Raw genomic sequence first — 18,777 nt, forward strand, 5'->3', positions numbered from 1 at the left:
ACTTCACCCGCCAGCCCATTGCACGGGCCACGCCAACAAAGGTGGTCGCAGCCAAGTCAAACAGGCTAGCTAAAACGTTGAGAGGGTATGCGGGAAAATCAAAAGGGACACAAGGGAGCTAAAAAGAATTTTGGCTCATCTGTATCCCTGTGGGTGCCCCTCGCCTGCGACGTGGCAGCAAGGGGATAAAACTATCGAAAAGTTGATGGCGGCGACTGGACTCGAACCAGTGACCTAGGGGTTATGAATCCCTCGCTCTAACCAACTGAGCTACGCCGCCCTGTTATCAATGTGATTAACTCGGTTTGCACCGCGACCGGCCCAAAAACGAGCGCGTAATCTAGCATACGCCTACTAGCCCAGCAAAGCGGCGGCCACGATTTTTTGCAGTTGTTCGGCTTGTGCGCGCATGTACTCCTTCAACTGCGTTTCATCACTCGGCGGCTGCAAGGCGAGGGGCGGGTGGTAGACGATTTTGAGCTTGTAGGGGCGCGGGAATAAGTGATGCGGATTGAACGTGCGATAGCCGCCGATGATCGTGACGGGCACGATGGTCACTTGTGTATCCAACGCCAGCCGGATCACGCCTGGTTTGAACGGCATCAGCGCGCCATCACGGCTGCGCCCGCCTTCGGGGAAGATCACCAGGCCGCCACCCGCGCGCAGATGCAAGAGCGAATGCTTGAAGGCCGCACGGTCGCCTTTGTCCACATTGACCGGGAACGCGCCGTAAGCCCGCATCAGCGGCCCCAACAGCGGAACTTTGAACATGCGATCCCAGGTCATGTAGCGCAAGGGCCGTTTGATCGGCAGCGAAATCCAGATGGGGTCGAGGTAGCTGACGTGGTTGGGCGCGACGATCACCGGCCCGGTCAGCGGGACGTGCGCTTCGCCTTCAAATTCGACGCGGTTGTAGAGCTTAAACAGCGTCAGCGCAATCCAACGCGTGATGACAAATGCCCAGGTACGTTCCATTCATTAGTGGTCAGTGGTCAGTGGTCAGTGGTCAGTGCGTCATTTTTCTGACCACTGACCACCGACCACCGGCCACTGTTCAGAGGCTTCCTTTCTTGAGTTGCGCGGCCAGATAGTCAGTCGCGCGCCAGGCGACGGCCAAAATCGTCAGCGTCGGATTCTTTTCGGTCGCCGACGGGAACGCAGAGCCATCCACCACGAACAGATTTTTGACCGCGTGCATTTGATTGAAGCCGTTCAATGCTGACGTTTTCGGATCGCTGCCCATGCGGCAGGTGCCATGTTCATGAATCGCCGAACCGGGCACATCCCATTCGCCGCGCTGGTAATTGAAGAGTTCGCCTTTGGCCTCGTGCACCAGCGTCTCGACGGTGTCATACATCTCTTCGGACATCTTGCGTTCGTTGTCGGTGTAACTCAAATGAATGCGCGGCAGCGGCACGCCGTATTGATCGGTCTTGGTTTCATCCACCTCAATGCGGTTCTCGACGCGCGGCGGGATTTCGCCGTAAGGATGTAATTGCATGAGCGCGGGATACATTTCCAGCACTTCTTTTTTGAACGCGCCGCCGAAGCCGGGTAGGTTCCTGGCCCACGAGGCGTTGTTCTGACAGCCGCTCGACCAGAATTGCATGCCGAAGCCGCGCGCATAATCACGCCGCTTGCCATGATTGTTGAAGCGCGGCATATAAACGTGTTCGCCGCCGATGCCGCTGTCGTGCGTCGTCGCGCGGCCATACAGATGCGGCAGAAATGCCGTGACGTGAAAGCGGAATTGCTCGGTGAAATACTTGCCGATCACGCCCGACGTATTGCCGATGCCGTTGGGATAAATCTCCGATTTGGAGTTGAGCAGGATGCGCGTCGAATCTACCGAAGACGCGCCAAGCACGACGACTTTGGCGCGCACCTGCTCTTCCTGTTTGGTGTGGCGGTGATGGTATTGCACGCCGTTGGCTTGGCCCGTTTTCGGATCAACGGTGATGCGCGCGACCACGGCGTTGCTGATGATTTTCAAGCGGCCTGTTTGCATGGCCGCCGGCAACAAATGCATGGCCGAATTGAAAAAGCTGCCCGTCGTGCAGCCCGACCCGCAATCGCCGCAATAATGACAGGCGGCACGGCCATGCAGCGGCTTGGTCAAATTCGCGCGGCGGCCATTGACGAGTTTGATGCCCACGCGCTTGCCCGCCTTCAGCAACGCCCATTCGCCGCAACGCAAGGCGGGCGCGGGTTGATGAAACTGGCTGCCCGGCAAGGTGTCGGTGTCATCGTTGCCGCCGCAGACGCCGATCAGTTGGTCAACCTTGTCGTAGTAAGGTTTGATGTCCTTGTATTCAAACGGCCACGGAATGCCGTAGCCGTCATTCACTTTGAAATCCACGTCAGAGTAACGCAGCGACACGCGGCCCCACATATTCGTTTTGCCGCCGTGGCCCCAGACGCGATAGAGCGTGTAGGTCTTGCCATCCGGCACCAGATAAGGCTGTTCTTTGGTGCTCAAGTAACCCAACTCAGGCCGTTCGCCGCGTTGCAAACGTTCGCGCCGTTCGTAAGGCAGCAGCGCCATCCAGTATTTGTCCGGGTCGTAGCGGTCGCCCGCGTCCAACAGTAACACCTTCACGCCCTGCCGCGTCAGATTCCACGCCGCCATCCCGCCGGACGCGCCGGAGCCGATGATGACAACATCGTAGGTGGTCGGAGACTTTTTGATCTGCATACTGCCGCCTCAGCGCCTGCGGCGCTTGTCCCTAAAAAGCGATGTAATTGCCCGAAGTTTTGCCCGAAGTTTGAATGAAGGACGAATCCGAATGACTTGCCCATGAGCGAGTCAGCTTGAAAGCCTGTCTGCTGGCGCATACTATCCCAGTCTTCACAGCGTGTGAAGCAATGCATTCAACCAACCAATTCACCACTGCAAAACGAAGGAGAAGTGAACTTATGCCTTATTCCGAAATCCTGATCAAACCGATGCGCGAGGATTTATCCAAGCTCGGGATCGAAGAAACCCGCACGCCCGAACAGTTGGACGCCGCCGTCAAAAACACGCCGGGCGCACTGATGGTCGTCGTCAATTCCGTCTGTGGCTGCGCCGCCGGCAAAGCGCGGCCCGGCGTGATGCTGGCGCTGCAAAACGAAATCAAACCCGCGCACAGCGTCACGGTCTTTGCCGGTGCCGACATCGCCGCGACCGAACGCGCGCGCGCCTATTTCAAAGGCTATCCGCCCTCGTCACCCTCGATTGGGTTGCTGAAAAACGGCGAGATCATCTGGATGCTGCAACGCCACGAGATAGAAGGGCGCGACGCCTATCAGATCGCGGACATTTTGAAGGCCGCCTTTAACAAGTATTGCGCCCCGGCGCAGGCGGCGGCGGCGAACTAGAGCCTTCCGGTTGGCGTGGCCTTTGGAGTGCGCGCGGCACAGGCCGCCGCTTTGGTAGTCCTTTGATCTATAGCTAACACAGGGAAACCAAAGCGGCGGCCTGTGCCGCGCGCACTCCAAAGACGCTACGCATCAAAGATACTTTTCCCCGCCCCACAAGCGCCCCACCATTTCCGCTCTCATCGCAAGGTTCAAGATGCGCTCTTCCCGCCGTGCAATCTGCCGCATTGGTATCGCGAGTTGCGTGGTCTTGCTGTTTGCACTATGCGCGCATGCGCTGAGCGGCAGCCGCGCGTTTCAAAATCCGCCCGTGCCGCCGCGCCCGGCGCATCCGGCCCAGGTGCTGCCTTCGCGCACCTGTTTCACAACGGCCTTCGCCGCGCCGCTCAGTTTGGCGACCGGCTGTTGCCTGACACAGGTGGCGGTGGGCGATTTCAATGGCGATGGCCATGCGGATTTGCTGCCCAATGATTTGGACACGGCCAGCGGCAGCAGCACACGGCTGCGCGCCGGCGACGGGCGCGGCAATTTCGGCTTTGACTTGAGCAACGGCGCGTTGGGCGGGCCGGGCAGCCAATCTTTCATCGCGACAGGCGATTTCAACGGCGATGGCAAACCCGATCTAGTAATGCCGCGTGGCCTTGGCAACGAACCTTTGTTGCTGCAACTCAGCGCCGCCAATGGCCGCTTCACAACCACAACGGGCGCATTCGGCACATACACCAATCGCAACGCCAGCGCGGCAATCAGCGCGGATTTCAACGGCGACGGTAAAAACGATTTGGCGGTGGCCGACGGCACGGCGCGCGAACTCACCTTGCTCAGCGGCGACGGCACGGGCCGCTTTCCGGCCAGCCTGGGCGCGCCATTCAAGCTCAATACCAATGCCGTGCTGCTCGCCGCCGCCGATTTCAATCAGGACGGCAAGGCCGATTTGGCGCTGGCCGATCAGGTGGCGAATGAGTTGACCATCCTGCTTAGCCAAGCCGCTGGCACGCTCGCCGCCAATCCGCCCATCAAACTTGCCAGCCGCCCTACCGCGCTGGTCACGGGCGATTTCGACCGTGATGGCCGCACGGATTTGGCCGTCGCGAACCAAGACATCACGCTGCTGTTCAATCAACCCAATGGCAGTTTCGTTTCGCAAACCGTCACGACCAACGGCGCGGCAGGCCTGACGGCAGCCAATTTCGACAACGACGAATGGCTCGATCTGGCCGTCAGCTTCGCCGGACGCCTCACGCTTCTGCGCGGCGGCCCGGCGGGTTTCACGGCGTCTTCGTTCATGGCCGCGCCCACCAGCGGCTTCATCACCAACGGCGATTTCAACGAAGACGGGCGGCAGGATTTGGCGGTCGTGACAGCCGCTGACAACGCCAGCGGGCGCGTCTTGATCTTGCTGAACAACGGCGCGGGCGGCTTCAACCTGCCGCCCGGCTTTGCCGCCGGAAACGCGCCGCGCCTGTTGGCCCAAGCCGATTTCAACCGCGATGGCATCCCCGATGTCGTGACGGCCAGCCAGACGGATGAGGTCAACCTTTTGCTCGGCAGCCGCAACGGCTTCGCCGCGCCGCGCACCTTCAAGCTGCCGCCGGTCGGTACGCAAAGCTTCACGACTGCCGCGTTACTGACCGCTGACTTCAACCGCGATGGCAACGCGGATTGCGCCGTCGCGGGCGCGCAAGGCATTTACCTGTTGACCAGCGGCGCTGACGGCGCGTTGCGTTTGCTCAACGACACGCCGCTGCCCTTTCCTACGCGCGCGTTGCAAAGCGCCGATTTCAATGCCGATGGCTGGCCCGATCTGGCCGTGCACGATGGCGTCAGTTTGCGTGTACTGTTCAATGAAACAAGGCCGGACAGACTCGCCTTTACGCCTGCGCCCAGCGTCAACGTCGGCAGGCCGATTGGCCTGGGCTTTCTGGCTGGGCAATTCGATGCCGATGCGCAAGGTGATGTAATTTTCTTCGACACCACCGGCTTCATCGGCTATCGCGTGGCGCAGGGCGATGGCACGGGCGGCTTCACCATCCGCCAAGGTGTTTCGATCAGCGATGGCGCGGGCGTGGCCGGTGCAGTGGGCGATTTCAATGGCGATGGACGGCTCGATCTGGCAACAGCGGATTTGGACGCCTCAAACAATGACGTGCAGGTGCATCTGGGCTACAACTATCAACGCGGCCCCGGCGGCACGGTGTTATACGGCGGGACAGCCTTCGCTGTGGGTAATTTGAACAACGACGGCAAGGACGATCTGGTGCAGCTTGGCAATGATGCTTTGGCCGTGATTTTGAATCCGGCAGTCGAGCGCTTTGTCCTGCCCATCAATCAGGCGGCAGGGCGCGGCTACAACGGTTATGCTATCGGCGGCACGCCGGGCCGTGCGGTGGTTGGTGATTTTGATGGCGATGGGCGTGGCGACATCGCCGTCATCAATCAAACGACCAATCGCCTCGTGCTGCTGCACAACCTCACGCAAGCCAATCAAGCGCCCACGCTGCACGCCAGCACACAATCGTTGAACCTGGCGCAAGGCGATGCAAACGCGCGTTTGAAGCTGGCGGATGTCGCCGATGTTGACGCCGCGCCCGGCGCGTTGAATGCCGTCGCGCTCAACTTGCCGGCGGGTTTCGCCGCGACCTTGTCGGTGGAAGGTGGCGCGCTTTATGGCAGCTTCACTGTGCCTTGCGAGGCCGCGCTCGGCGCGCGGGCGTTCGAGGTATTGCTGACCGACCAATGCCTTGCCAAAGCGCAAACAACTTTGACGCTAAACCTTCAACCAAATTCTCCGCCGCAACTCGGCGCGTATCCCGAGACAATCATCACGAGCGGCGCGGCCTTCACCGTCAAACCCAGCGCGCCGCCGGCGGACAACGGCAGCTTCACGCTGGTGGTCGGTGCGGCGGGCTTCAACGGCGCGCTTTCCATCAACACCACGACGGGCGAAGTGCGCATTGCCAACGCCGTGAGCAGCGGCGTTTACACCGTGCTCGTGACAGCGACGGATCGTTGTGGCGCAACAGCCACGCAGCGCTTCACGCTGACGGTCAACTTGCCGGGCGCTTGCGGCGCGCCGGCGTTCAGTGCCGAAACGTTCACACTGACGCATCATCCAACCTTGCTCGCCACGGCGGATTTTGACCGCGATGGCAACCTGGATTTGGCCGCGACCAATTTGCCCGCTGAACCGAGCGCCGAAATCACGCTGCTGCACAACACTGGCGCGGGCCGGTTGGAGAAATGGAAAACGCTGCGGCCCGCGCGCTTTGCCGCCGGATTGCTGGCGGCGGATTTCAATCAGGATGGCAAGGCCGATCTGGCGTATAGCTACAGCGAGGCCGATAGCGGCGTGCTGGAAGTGCTGCTCGGCGACGGCACCGGCGCATTCGCGCCACCCCGCCGCACCGCAGTTGCACAAGCCTTCTTCACCACCCTGAGCGCCGACCTGAATGGCGATGGCCGCTTAGACCTTGCCGCCCTGGTGGATGGCAAGCAGCAACTCGCCGTGCTCTTCGGCGACGGCAATGGCGGCTTTGCAATGGCGCGCAACATAGCCTTGCCGACGGATGGCGCGCGGCTGGTTAGTGGCGATTTCAATCGCGATGGCTGGCCCGATTTGGCCGTGACGACATTTCGCGCCAGCTTGCTGGTCTTGCGGGGCACGGGCAACGGCGAATTTGCCGCGCCGCGCACGCAGTCCTTGCCGTTCAGCGATTTCTCGACCAGCTACATCCTCGCGGCGGATTTCAACAATGACGGCAAAGCCGATTTGGCGGTGACGGGGATTGAAGCGGCAACGCGCAATAACGTCACGCTCATCTTGCTGGGCGATGGCGCGGGCGGCTTCACATTGCGTTCGACCAACGCGGGCGCGGGGCCGCTGGCGGCGGCGGATTTTGATCGGGATGGGCGCGCGGACTTGCTGATCCTCACGGGCATGACGGGCGCTGAAGGCGTGTTGCTGTTGCTGGGCGCGGGCGATGGAACTTTCTGCGCCGCCAAGGGCATCAATCCCGCGACTGCCAATACCGACCGGCGCGTGGGTGTGGCGCTGGGCGATTTTGATCAGGACGGCAAACCGGATTTGGTGCTGGCCGCAGATTTCTTTTGGCAACTGACGACGTTGCTGAATCGAACGCTTTGATCTCAGCGCAATTGCTTCGGCTGAGACTCACACCATCCTCAACTCCAAAAAACAGCCGCGTCGTGCAATCAACCTGGCAAACGAATTTTTGCCGACGCATCCGAAATACTAAATTGCCCGCATCGCGTTTCTCTTGCGTTTCGCAGAGCTGACACCCGCTTTGTTTGAATCCCCAACTCCGCCGATCCAAATGCAGTAACAACCATCCACTTCAGACGCGGTCAACCCGCCTTCATTCCCCATGTAAGCTGGAAGAATTTCCAAACAAACAAGCGCTTTTTCAAGCGCTCCGGGCGGATTGCTGCACCACGCGACAGCCGGTACGGCGGTTGCCTTTTACGTGGCGGAAAATACTGGCGGCTATTTTGGAAATAGTTACAGCCCAACAAAACAATTGCAGGTAAGGAGAGCAATATGCCTAACAGAATTTTTGCAACGGTAACCTGGCTGACGTTACTAGCCTTTTCAGCCTTTGCGCAAACCAACACGGGCCGGTTGGTGGGAACGGTGGCCGGGCCGGACGGTGTAATTCCAGGCGCAACGGTCAAAGTCACAGATAACCAGACCGGCAAGTCGCGCACGGTCAGCACTAGCGGCGAGGGTTCATTCACCGTGCCGCAACTCGAAATCGGCGCTTACACCGTGACGGTTTCCGCCAACGGGTTCAAAACCTTTACGGCCAATCAACTGAAAATTGATATTGGGCAGGAATACTCGCTCAATGCCACGCTGGAAATCGGCAGCACGCAAGACAGCGTCACCATCACGGCGGGCACAGATGTCCTCAACGCTTCCAACGCGGAACTCAATACGACGATCAGTTCGCAACAGATCAAAGACCTGCCCCTCAACGGACGCAATCCGCTCAACCTGATCGCGATGCAAGCGGGCGTCTCGAACAACGGGGCCAACGGCTTTCAAAGCATCAACGGGCAGCGGCCTTCATTCACCAACATCACGCGCGATGGGTTGAACGTCAATGACAATTTTATCCGGCAAAATTCGGGCACCTTTTCGCCCGAACGCCCGACCGTAGACGACACGGGCGAGTTCACATTGACCACACAAAATGGCAACGCGGCGCAAAACGGCGGTGCGCAGGTGCAACTGGTCACGCCGCGCGGGCAACAGGATTTTCACGGCGCGCTGTTTTATTTCAACCGCGCTTCGGTCTTTGCGGCGAATGATTTCTTTAACAACGCGGCGGGCTTGCCGCGCCCGTTCCTGAATCGCAATCAGTATGGCGGCACGATCTCAGGGCCCGCCGGATTGCCGCGTTTCGGCCAGGGCGGCCCGGCGTTTCTAAAAGACAAGTTGTATTTCTTTTTCGCCTTTGAGGGCTTGCGGCGGCGCAATTTCAGCTCGCGCAGCCGCACGATCCTGACGCCCGCGGCGCGCACGGGCGTGTTCACCTTTCTGGACAGCACCAATACGCGGCGCAGCGTTAATCTCTTTGCGCTGGCGGCGGCGGCGGGCGCGGGCGGCGCGCCTGCACCAACGGGCATTGACCCGCTGATTCAATCGCGCATTTTGGACAAACTGCCCGCCGCCGGGAATCGCACCGACATCGGCGACGGCTTGAACACGACGGGCTATGGCTTCGATCAGGCCAACAATCAAAACCGTGATGGCTATGCGACGCGCGTGGATTTCGACCTCAGTCAGAATCACACCTTCAACTTCGTGTACAACTACAAGAAAGGCAATCTGCTGCGCCCGGACGCCGATCAGCCGGATGGTTACAGCACCACGCCAAACATCATCCAACCCGACCGCAACCATCTTTTCGTCGCAGCCTATCGCCTGAATCTGGGCACGCGTTTCACCAACGAAGTGCGCGGCGGCTATTTCCTATCCCGCCCGACCTTTGGCCGCACCTCTGCCGCGCCGAGCTTTTTCATCGGCGGCGTGGTGACGCCCGCTGCCGCTGCGAACGATCCGATCACGCCCGCCGGCACATCGCTGATTAGCGGGCCGGAAGTCTCGTTCCTCAATCAGGGGCGCGATGCCAATGTTTACAACTATCAGGACAACGCCGATTACCAGCGTGGCAATCACGCGCTGCGCTTCGGCTTCAACAGCCAGCTTTATCGCATCTCGCCCTACAACGACGCGGGCATCGTGCCGACCGTGTTGTTGGGGACGAATGCCAATACACCGCAATTGACGGCGGCCAGTTTTGCGGCGGTGTTGCCAGCGGGCGCGTCCATCAGCGCGACACAACTCGCCACGGCCAATCAGTTGTATGCCTTGCTGGGCGGCGTCGTGGGGTTGGCGAAACAGACGTTCAATGTCACGGGCCGCGATTCCGGCTTTGTGCAGGGCGCGACCAGCTTGCAAAAGTACGCTTGGGAAACGCACTCGTTTTACTTGGCCGATCAATGGCGCGTGCGGCCCGCGCTGACGCTCAATCTGGGCTTGCGTTACGAATACCAGTCGGCGTTGCGCAACACCAACAGCGTGCTGCTCGAACCCGTTATCAAAGGTGATCCGGTGCAGGCCGTGCTCGATCCGAATGGCACGTATAACTTCGTCGGCACGAACGCGGGCGGGAACAAGCTTTATCACGCGGACACCAACAACTTTGCGCCGGTGCTGAGCTTGGCCTGGTCGCCGAACTTCTCGCAGAAATGGTTGAGCCGCGTGCTGCCCGGCGGCGGCAAGACGGTGCTGCGCGGCGGTTATCGCATCAGTTACGTCAATGACGAAATCGTGACCGCACCGCGCAACGCGCTGGTCGGCAACGCGGGCCTGGGGGCCACGGCAGTCAATGCGGTGCAAACAATCAACGGGACGGCGACGCCCTTGCTGAATGGACGGTTGGGTGCGTCGCCGCTAGGCTTCGTCGCGCCGGCGATCACGGTGCCGAAATCCTATGCGGCCAACAATGGCCCGGGCTTTGGCAACTTCGGCACGGTCTTCGCGGTAGACCCGCATCTGGGCACGCCGCAAACGTATGAATACAACTTCAGCATTCAGCGCGAACTGGCGGGCGGCGTGGCACTCGAGGCGCGTTACGTCGGCAGCCACAGCAACAACCTGATTCGCGCGCTCGATTACAACCAGATAGACATTCGCGGCAATGGCTTCCTGAATGATTTTCTGCGGGCGCGCAACAATCTGTTGACGGCGGGCAATGGCAACGTCAACGCCAGCACCAATTTCAATTGCAGCCCAAATTTCACCGGTTGCCAGCCGTTGCAGATCATCGGCACAACGCAAGTCGGTACGCTGGGCGCGGCGACCATCCTGAACCGATTGCGGTCGGGGCAGCCTGCCGATCTGGCCGCTGATTACGTCACGAATGGGCAAACGCGCGGCTTCAAATTCCTGCCCAATCCCAACACCGGCGTCGCCGATGTGCTGACCAATGGCGCCGGTTACAACTATCACGCACTGCAAGTCGAAGCCCGCAAGCGTTACGCCCAAGGGCTGTATTTGCAGGCCAACTACACCTTCCAGAAAGTGCTGACGAACGCCATCGGCACGGCCCAGGCGCGTTTCGATCCGTATCTGGATTTGCAACAGCCGGGTCTCGAATATTCGCGCGCCGATTACGACACGACGCATAGCTTCAATTTCAACGGCATCTATGAACTGCCCTTCGGCAAAGGGCGGCGCTGGATGTCGGGCGGCGGCGTGACCGACAAAGTGCTGGGCGGCTGGCAATTGACCTCAATCGTGCGGCTGGCCAGCGGCGCACCGCTGACGTTCATTGACGCGCGCGGCACACTCAATCGCACGGCGCGTTCGGCCCGGCAAACGCCGACGTCCGCGCTGAGCAAATCCCAGATCAAAGATTTGATTGGGGTGCGCCGGACGAAATGCGGCGTCTTTTTCATTGACCCGAAAGTCGTGGACATCAACCTCAACGATTGTTCGGGCACGGGCCGCGCCGCGCGCGGTTTCGGCACGACGCCATTTGACGGCCAGGTCTTTTTCAACGTCCCGCCGGGGGCGACGGGTACGCTGGAACGCGCCTTTGTCAACGGGCCGTTGTATGCCAACGTGGACGCCTCGATCCTGAAAAACTTCGCAATCACGGAGAAGATCAAATTCCAGTTGCGCGCCGAAGCGTTCAATCTGTTCAACCGCGCCAACTTTGGCGTGGACGGCGTGAATACGCTGCAAACCGGCGCGGGGGCGCTGTTCAACATCAACAGCCCGACCTTTGGCCGCCTGGCGCAAACGGTCGCGCCCAATGACACCTTCCGCGTGCTGCAATTCGGCGCGCGGTTGCAATTCTGACGCGCGGCGTTTGAATTGTGAGATTGAGGCCGTGGCCGCTGCGCAAGCTTGTTTTGCACAGCGGCCACGGCCTTTGCTTTGCCTGTGCTACCCTTAGCCCTCGTCTTTACCCAAATCTTTACACGATTTCAGCCCGCGAACGTGGGCGGCAGCATAAAGCCTGGGGTGAAGGCAGAGCCGCAACCCCAGGTGAGTGTCAAATTGAAGCCTAAGCCCACGCGCGTGGGCGGCAGAGAGCGGAGCGCAGTATCCCACGGTCTGTCGCCCGCCTTCGCGGGCTGGATGCGCCATCGCCAATGTTCCCAGGGTTCCGCGCCCGAGCGCGCTCCACCCTGGGCTTTATGCTGCCGCCCGGCTTCGCGCGGGCTGAAAACCAAATCGCACGTTTTGTGCAAAGATTTGGGTAAGGACAAGCCCTTAACCCAGGGGCTCTTCATTCCCGGAAGACGAAAGCGGAATTTCACAGGATGGAGAGGATGTTCAGGATTAACATGATGAGACGAAAAAGTCGGTCATAATAAACCTTGCTCCCATCCTGTGAATCCTGAACATCCGGTCAATCCTGTGAAATTCCGGCTTGGGTTGGCGGAACTTGTGGCCCGAAAGTGGCGCGAATGAATAGACTCTGGCCCTTAGCTTGACACATCAGACCAGCGGCTTTTAAGCTGCCTGCGAATTCAATTTTGAACTGTCGTCATTCGCATTTCTGTTCTACCGGCAGTTTACTCATCTCATCAAAGCAGTACCCTTTCCCTGGCGGAGAAGCTAAGCGTGCCATTTTTCTTTGATCTCTCGTCGCTGCTGCCCACTGTCGAACGCAATCCGTTCGAGCCGGTCGTGGTGGCGGATGAAGTCGAAACCGAGTTGGGCTATGCGGCTGAGGCCGCAACCGAAGCCGAGCCGCACGTGGATCGCGGTTTGCCCATCCCTGCCTCGTACCAACTCGATCTGATGCGCGCGCTGGTGCAAGACCCGTTTCATCTCTTCGTGCACTGGCAGTTGAAAGACGATCCGTTTGAACGCCTGCAACGGATGTTTCCCGCGCAGGCCGCCGAATCGTTTCAGACCGTGCTCAAACTGGTGGACGAGAGCAATGCCATCGCCGTGTTCTTTGACGCCGCGTATGCGCGCGAATACTGGTTCAACGTTTTTCCGGATCGCACCTATCGCGTCGAACTCGGCTTGCGTTCGCCGCAGTTCGGCTTCATCAAATTGCTGGGTTCGCAATCGGTACGGATGCCGCGCGGCGCGCCTTCAGACCAAATCGCCGAAGAAGTCGAATATCAGATCAAGGCCGATGATTATTTGCAGGTGCTGCGCGAAAGCCATCTGGTGCCCGAGCGCGCTTACACCGTCGAAGCCTTGTTGCCCGCCAGCGACGGCGTGCAGGCGGATGGCGACCACGTGCACGTTTGGGAAGCGCTGCCTGATTCTTTCCGCCAGTTGATCACCGCGATGGCTGATGTGCAGGCCGGGCGCGAGTATGAACGCTGGTGGGAACGCCTGAGCGAAGCCGAATTGGCCGAATGGGTGAAAGAGTTTTTGCGCACCATCGCGCAGATGGGTGATGGCGAGTTGGGCTATATGCTCTTGCTGCGCTATCTGCCCGAAGTGTTGAGGCGCGCCGTGAATGCCGAATTGGGCAAGCAAAGCAGTGGCGAATTGGAGATTGACAAACCCATCACGCTCTATCTGGCAGAGCGTCTGGGTCAGGTCGCCTCCGAACACAACGCGGGACAGGCCCCCAATGTCACGCCCCAGCCCATTGCGCCGGGCAGCATCGTGCACGGGCAATGGCTGCCGAGTTTGAATCTGTAGACATTTTTGAAAAGTGGTCAGTGACCAGTGGTCAGTGGTCAGTTGCTGCGGCCTCTTAACTTTTCGCTGATCACTGATCACTGATCACTGACCACCAATTATGGAAACCGGCTATTTAAGCTTAATCCTGCACGCGCACCTCCCCTTTGTGCGTCATCCCGAATATCCCGACTTCCTCGAAGAAGACTGGCTGTACGAAGCGATCAGCGAGACCTACATCCCGCTGCTGACGGCCTTCAACACGCTGCGCAATGACGGCGTCAAGTTCCGCGTGACGATGTCCATGACGCCGCCGCTGTGCGAGATGCTCAGCGATGCCTTGTTGCAGGAACGTTACGCGCGCCATCTGGACAAGCTCTGCGAGCTTTCCGAAAAAGAGGTCGAACGCACAGCCAGGGAAGCGCCCGATTTCCATTCTGCCGCGTTGATGTATCAACGTCATTTCAACGAATGCCGCGAGGTCTTCAACCGCTACGAACGCAATCTGGTGCGCGGCTTCCGCGAATTGCAGGACGCGGGTTTTGTCGAGATCATCACCTGCTGCGCGACGCACGGCTTTCTGCCGCTGATGTCGAATGAGGAAGCCAAACGCGCGCAGATTCAAATCGCCCGCACCAATTACAGCAAACATTTCGGACGCCCGCCGCGCGGCATCTGGCTGGCCGAATGCGCCTTCAATCCCGGCGATGACAAATATCTGGCCGAAGCCGGCATCCAGTTTTTCATCACCGACGCGCACGCGATTCTTTACGGCACACCGCGCCCGCGCCGGGGCATTTATGCGCCGGTTGTCACCGAAACCGGCGTGGCCGTCTTTGCCCGCGACAGCGAAACCAGCGAACAGGTGTGGAGCAGCGAGATCGGCTACCCCGGCGACCCGCTGTACCGCGAGTTTTATCGCGACCTGGGTTACGACGCACAGGATTTCGACTACATCAAACCATACCTGCACGACGATGGCGTGCGCCGCAACATCGGCCTCAAATATCACCGCATCACCGGCAAAGTCCCACTGCACGCCAAAGAACCTTACGTGCCCGAATGGGCGCAGGAACGCGTGGCCGAACACGCCGGCAACTTCCTCGAAAACCGCCAGAAACAGGCCGCGCATTTGAGCTACACGCTGGGCCGTCCGCCCATCATCGTTGCGCCTTACGACGCCGAACTCTTCGGCCATTGGTGGTTCGAGGGGCCGTTCTTTCTCTATTACCTGTTCCAGAAACTGCATCACGACCAGAACCAGATTCAGGCCATCTCGCCGATTGATTATCTGGAAATGTATCCCGACAACCAGACGCAAACGCCCTCGGCTTCATCCTGGGGCGCCGAAGGCTACAACCGCGTCTGGATCAACCGGCAAACCGACTGGCTTTACCTGCACCAACAAGTCGCCGAACTGCGCATGGTCGAATTGGCCGAACGCTTCCCACAAACAGAAGGATTGCTGCAACGCGCGTTGAATCAGGCCGCGCGCGAATTGTTGCTGGCGCAATCCTCCGACTGGGCCTTTATCATCACAACCGGCACGATGGTGCAATACGCGGTCAAACGCTTCAAAGACCACATCCACCGGTTCACGCGCTTGTATGAAATGATCGAGGCGGGCGAGCTTGACGAAGCCTGGCTGACTGATGTGGAAGGCAAAGATAATATCTTTGCTGAACTTGATTACCGTGTTTACGCACCCAGTCTATGAAAAAGACCGCGCCACGACCACCCAGCACCGACTTGCTGAGATTCCTTGCCGTTTATGAGCGAACCGTCGGCGAACTCGCGCTGGCCTTGCGCGAGGTAGTTTTGTCCGAAGCGCCCACTGCCAACGAATTTATCTACGACGCCTACAACGCTGTTGCCATCGCGTTCACCTTCACCGACAAATGGCTGGAAGGCTTCTGCCACATTGCGGTGTACCGTCGCTACGTCAACCTGGGCTTTCAACGCGGTGCGGAACTCGACGATCCGGCGGGCGTACTCAAAGGCACGGGCAAGTTGATTCGTCACTTTCGCATCGCCGAGACGGACGATTTGAAACAGCCGCACATCCGACAATACCTATGCGCAGCGATCCAGCACAACAAACAAACCACGCCCAAACTCAAGACCGCTGCCGCCAAGTCCATCGTCAAAGGCATCAGCCCGACTAAACGTCGGCCGCGTTAAGCTGCATATCCAAAACAGCGCGGGCAGTTGGTCAGTGGTGGTGCCACCGACCAACTGCCCGCGCCTCTTTTGGCACGGTTAAAAGGGATTGCGTATTTTCACCGCACGCCATTCGCAGGCACCGGCACATCGCCGCTTTGCCCCTGGTTTTGAATCAGGAAGCTGCCGTTTGAACTGCGCTTGACGAACCACGTCCCCGATCGCCGCCAGACTGCAATATCCGCCTTGCCATCACCGTCGTAATCGGCGGGCGCGGGAATGTCGAAGTACGGCGCATAATTCGCTCCCCACAGGTCGAGCATGAATTGCCCATCCGAAGATTTGCGGATGTACCAGATCGAATCCGCCCCGCGCCAGATCGCCAAGTCGGCTTTGCCGTCGCCGTCATAGTCCGCTGGCACCGGTGTGTCGAAGTATGGCGCATACCCCGCACCCCATTGAATGCTGGTCACTGTATTCGTCGAACTGTTCAGGATGAGCCAGTTCGGCGTGGGCGCAATGGCGCTGGGCCGGAAGACCGCTAAGTCCGTCTTGCCATCGCCGTCATAATCAGCCGGCACTGGGATGTCGTCCTGCTGCCCGTGCGTTTGAATCAGGAACGAACCATCCGAACTGCGTTTGACGAACCAAGTGCCACTACGCCGGAAAACCGCAATGTCGGTCTTGCCATCGCCGTCATAATCGCCCGGCACCGGAATATCGAAATACGGCGCATAGTTCGCCCCCCATAGATCAAGGATGGCTTGGCCATCGCTGCTCTTACGGATGTACCAGATCGAATCCTGGCCGCGCCAGATGGCGTGATCGGTCTTGCCATCGCCGTCGTAATCACCCGGCACGATGTTGTCGAAGTAGGGCGCATAACCCGCGCCCCATTGCTGCGTGGCGGTCGCGCCATTGCCGCTATTGAGTACCGTCCAATTCGGCAGCGGCGGTGCAGCGCTGGGATTGAAGACGCTCAGATCGGTTTTGCCATCGCCATCGAAATCGGCTTTGGCAGTTTTGTGCTGCTGCACTACCAGCGTGTAATTGTAGGCGCCACTACACCCATTGGCAGCGGTGGCAGTGACCGTAAAGGTAAACGTACCGGGCGCTGTGGGAGTGCCGGAGATAACACCAGCCGCTGAGAGCGTCAGGGTGTTCGGCAATGCGCCCGCAGTGAGGCTGAAGTTGTAAGGCCCTGTGCCGCCACTGGCCGTGAGCGCCTGATTGTAAGGCACACCGATTACACTATTGGGCAAGCTCGGCGGATCAAGGGTAATCATCTGGTAAACATACGCCGAGCCTTGGTTGATATTGAAGCCGATGTCGTCGCCATAAGAACTCGCCACCACGACGTAACCTCCGCCAGTGGAGCTTCCAAGCGCCACAAAATCAGCGAAAAAATCGTTTGCCAGACCGTCGCTAGCGGTGAACTTTTGTTGGAATCCCCAGCTCGTTCCAGTGCGCTGGTAAAGATATGCCGCGCCTTTGCCGGCGACATTAAACCCGCCGACGACAATTCTGTTGCCGAGAATCGCGCAACTCTCACCAAAGGTCGCGCCTATAGACGGGTCACTGGCAATGATCTTTTGCTGAAGCGCCCAAGTCGCCCCGCTGCGAACATAAATGTAGGCCGAGCCTTCACCGTTACCAGAGCCCGGCGTACCCGGATTGAGATTGTCTTGCCGCGCGCCGATGACCACTGTGTCGCCATCAATTGCCGATGAAATGCCAAACCAATCCCCTGCGATACCGTCGCCCGCGAGTATTTTGGTTTGCTGCGACCACTGTCCCGCGCTGTTGCGCGTAAAAATATAAGCCGAGCCTTGCTGCGTGTTGATGCCTTCCGCGTCGAACCAAGCGCCGACCACCGCCGTATCGCCCGAAATATCGGCGCTCATTCCGAAATTATCACCGCCCACGCCATCGCTGGCAGTGAGTTTCGCTTGCTGCGTCCAAGTCGTCCCATTGCGGACGAAAACGTAGGCCGCACCGCTGTCAACTTGCAAGGGCGGCCCCACACGGTCAGCGCCCCGCGCCCCGGCGATCACGGTGTCGCCCTCAATGCGCACAATCTCACCCAAAATATCCCCGCCGGAAGCGTCTGAGGCAAAGAGCTTTGCCTGTTGCGTCCAAACGTTATTGCTGTTGCGGACGAAAACATAGGCCGCGCCTTGATTGGCTGCCGTTGTGCCCAGGTCAGCTTGCGATGCGCCAATCACAATTGTGTTGCCGCTGATGCCCACGGCACGCCCAAAATAATCGCCGTTTCTACCATCAGGCGCAGTTAGTTTTTGCTGGAGAACCCAGTTTGTGCCGCCCCGCACGTAAACGTAAACCGACCCTTGACTTAAGTTGCCGCCGACGGTGTCTCCGGGCGCCCCGATCACTAAGGTATTTCCCTCAATTCCTAACGAGCCAAACAGCGCTCCCGCCAATCCGTCCGGCGCGACGATTTTTGTTTCGCAGGGAGCGTCCGGTGACAACGCCCCTAGCGCTGCCGCCGTTGCGGATGAGTTGGCAGGCGCGGCCTCAGCCAGCGCTACAGCAAATCCTTGCTGCTTGAGGTATGCGGTGGCCGCCGCGCCGCGCAAAGATAAGGACGGCAATTTCCCGACTTCGGCTGCGCCGTGAACGGGGGGCGTTGACCAAAGCAGTGTTGCGCAGCAGAGCAAGCCAGCGATAAGGGCGATTGCGAGTCGTTGATACAATCTGTTAAGCCTGAACATAAATACACCTCATAGGATTGGTTGCTTGGAAGACCAAGTTGAGGAAGCTGCGGGTGGCCCGTCATACTTCCCATAGAATTTGCCTTTCAACCAACTAAGGCGCAGCGGAGCGGCCAGGAAGCTCACGCGGGATAAAAAAGTAGGGAATGTTTGACGCACTGCTAGCTTACTGACTCATGTGACGCAGTGAAAAGATTGAGTTTTAATTTGACAGTCTGCTTCGCGCCGGAGGCGCGGCGGACATTAGCCGGTGGTGGAGCGTCAGGCGGAACCACCGGAACCGCGTCAGGATTGATTCCCAGCCCTGAAAGGGCGCTAGACCACAGCTCGTCTGTC

Annotated in this window: 9 protein-coding genes and 1 tRNA gene; 6 read left to right on the forward strand and 4 right to left on the reverse strand. The window is 59.3% G+C overall.

Going from position 1 to position 18,777, the window contains the following annotated elements:
* Window positions 1-206: 206 nt before the first annotated feature.
* From HY011_19820 to HY011_19830, 3 genes are all read right to left on the reverse strand, one after another.
* Window positions 207-280, reverse strand: a tRNA-Met gene (locus tag HY011_19820).
* Between the two features lie 74 nt (window positions 281-354).
* A complete protein-coding gene (locus tag HY011_19825) occupies window positions 355-975 on the reverse strand; it encodes a 1-acyl-sn-glycerol-3-phosphate acyltransferase (protein MBI3425188.1) in 621 nt (206 codons plus the stop codon).
* A 79-nt stretch (window positions 976-1,054) separates the two neighbouring features.
* On the reverse strand, window positions 1,055-2,695 hold the full coding sequence (locus tag HY011_19830) for a GMC family oxidoreductase (protein MBI3425189.1): 1,641 nt from the start codon (window positions 2,693-2,695) through the stop codon (window positions 1,055-1,057).
* A 221-nt stretch (window positions 2,696-2,916) separates the two neighbouring features.
* On the opposite strand from HY011_19830, the gene HY011_19835 reads away from it, so the two are divergent.
* The 6 genes from HY011_19835 to HY011_19860 all read left to right on the forward strand — a co-directional run bounded on the left by HY011_19835 (window position 2,917) and on the right by HY011_19860 (window position 15,730).
* Complete coding sequence (locus HY011_19835; protein MBI3425190.1) at window positions 2,917-3,360, forward strand: BrxA/BrxB family bacilliredoxin; 444 nt, start codon at window positions 2,917-2,919, stop codon at window positions 3,358-3,360.
* Window positions 3,361-3,556: 196 nt separating this feature from the next.
* The gene (locus HY011_19840; GenBank protein ID MBI3425191.1) at window positions 3,557-7,504 is read left to right on the forward strand and encodes a VCBS repeat-containing protein; all 3,948 of its coding nucleotides are present in this window, start codon (window positions 3,557-3,559) and stop codon (window positions 7,502-7,504) included.
* A gap of 414 nt (window positions 7,505-7,918) precedes the next feature.
* The gene (locus HY011_19845) at window positions 7,919-11,752 is read left to right on the forward strand and encodes a TonB-dependent receptor (GenBank protein ID MBI3425192.1); all 3,834 of its coding nucleotides are present in this window, start codon (window positions 7,919-7,921) and stop codon (window positions 11,750-11,752) included.
* 771 nt (window positions 11,753-12,523) lie between these two features.
* Window positions 12,524-13,570 (forward strand): DUF4912 domain-containing protein, encoded by a 1,047-nt coding sequence (locus tag HY011_19850; GenBank protein MBI3425193.1) that lies wholly within the window; start codon window positions 12,524-12,526, stop codon window positions 13,568-13,570.
* Between the two features lie 100 nt (window positions 13,571-13,670).
* A complete protein-coding gene (locus HY011_19855; GenBank protein ID MBI3425194.1) occupies window positions 13,671-15,266 on the forward strand; it encodes a DUF1957 domain-containing protein in 1,596 nt (531 codons plus the stop codon).
* Complete coding sequence (locus HY011_19860) at window positions 15,263-15,730, forward strand: DUF1801 domain-containing protein (GenBank protein ID MBI3425195.1); 468 nt, start codon at window positions 15,263-15,265, stop codon at window positions 15,728-15,730. Before HY011_19855 ends, HY011_19860 begins: the two co-directional genes overlap by 4 nt.
* Before the next feature lie 98 nt (window positions 15,731-15,828).
* On the opposite strand, the gene HY011_19865 is transcribed toward HY011_19860, so the two are convergent.
* Window positions 15,829-18,321: a VCBS repeat-containing protein gene (locus HY011_19865; GenBank protein ID MBI3425196.1), complete on the reverse strand. Its 2,493-nt coding sequence runs from the start codon at window positions 18,319-18,321 to the stop codon at window positions 15,829-15,831.
* Window positions 18,322-18,777 lie beyond the last annotated feature (456 nt).

Source organism: Acidobacteriota bacterium (assembly GCA_016196035.1).
Taxonomy (GTDB): domain Bacteria; phylum Acidobacteriota; class Blastocatellia; order RBC074; family RBC074; genus JACPYM01.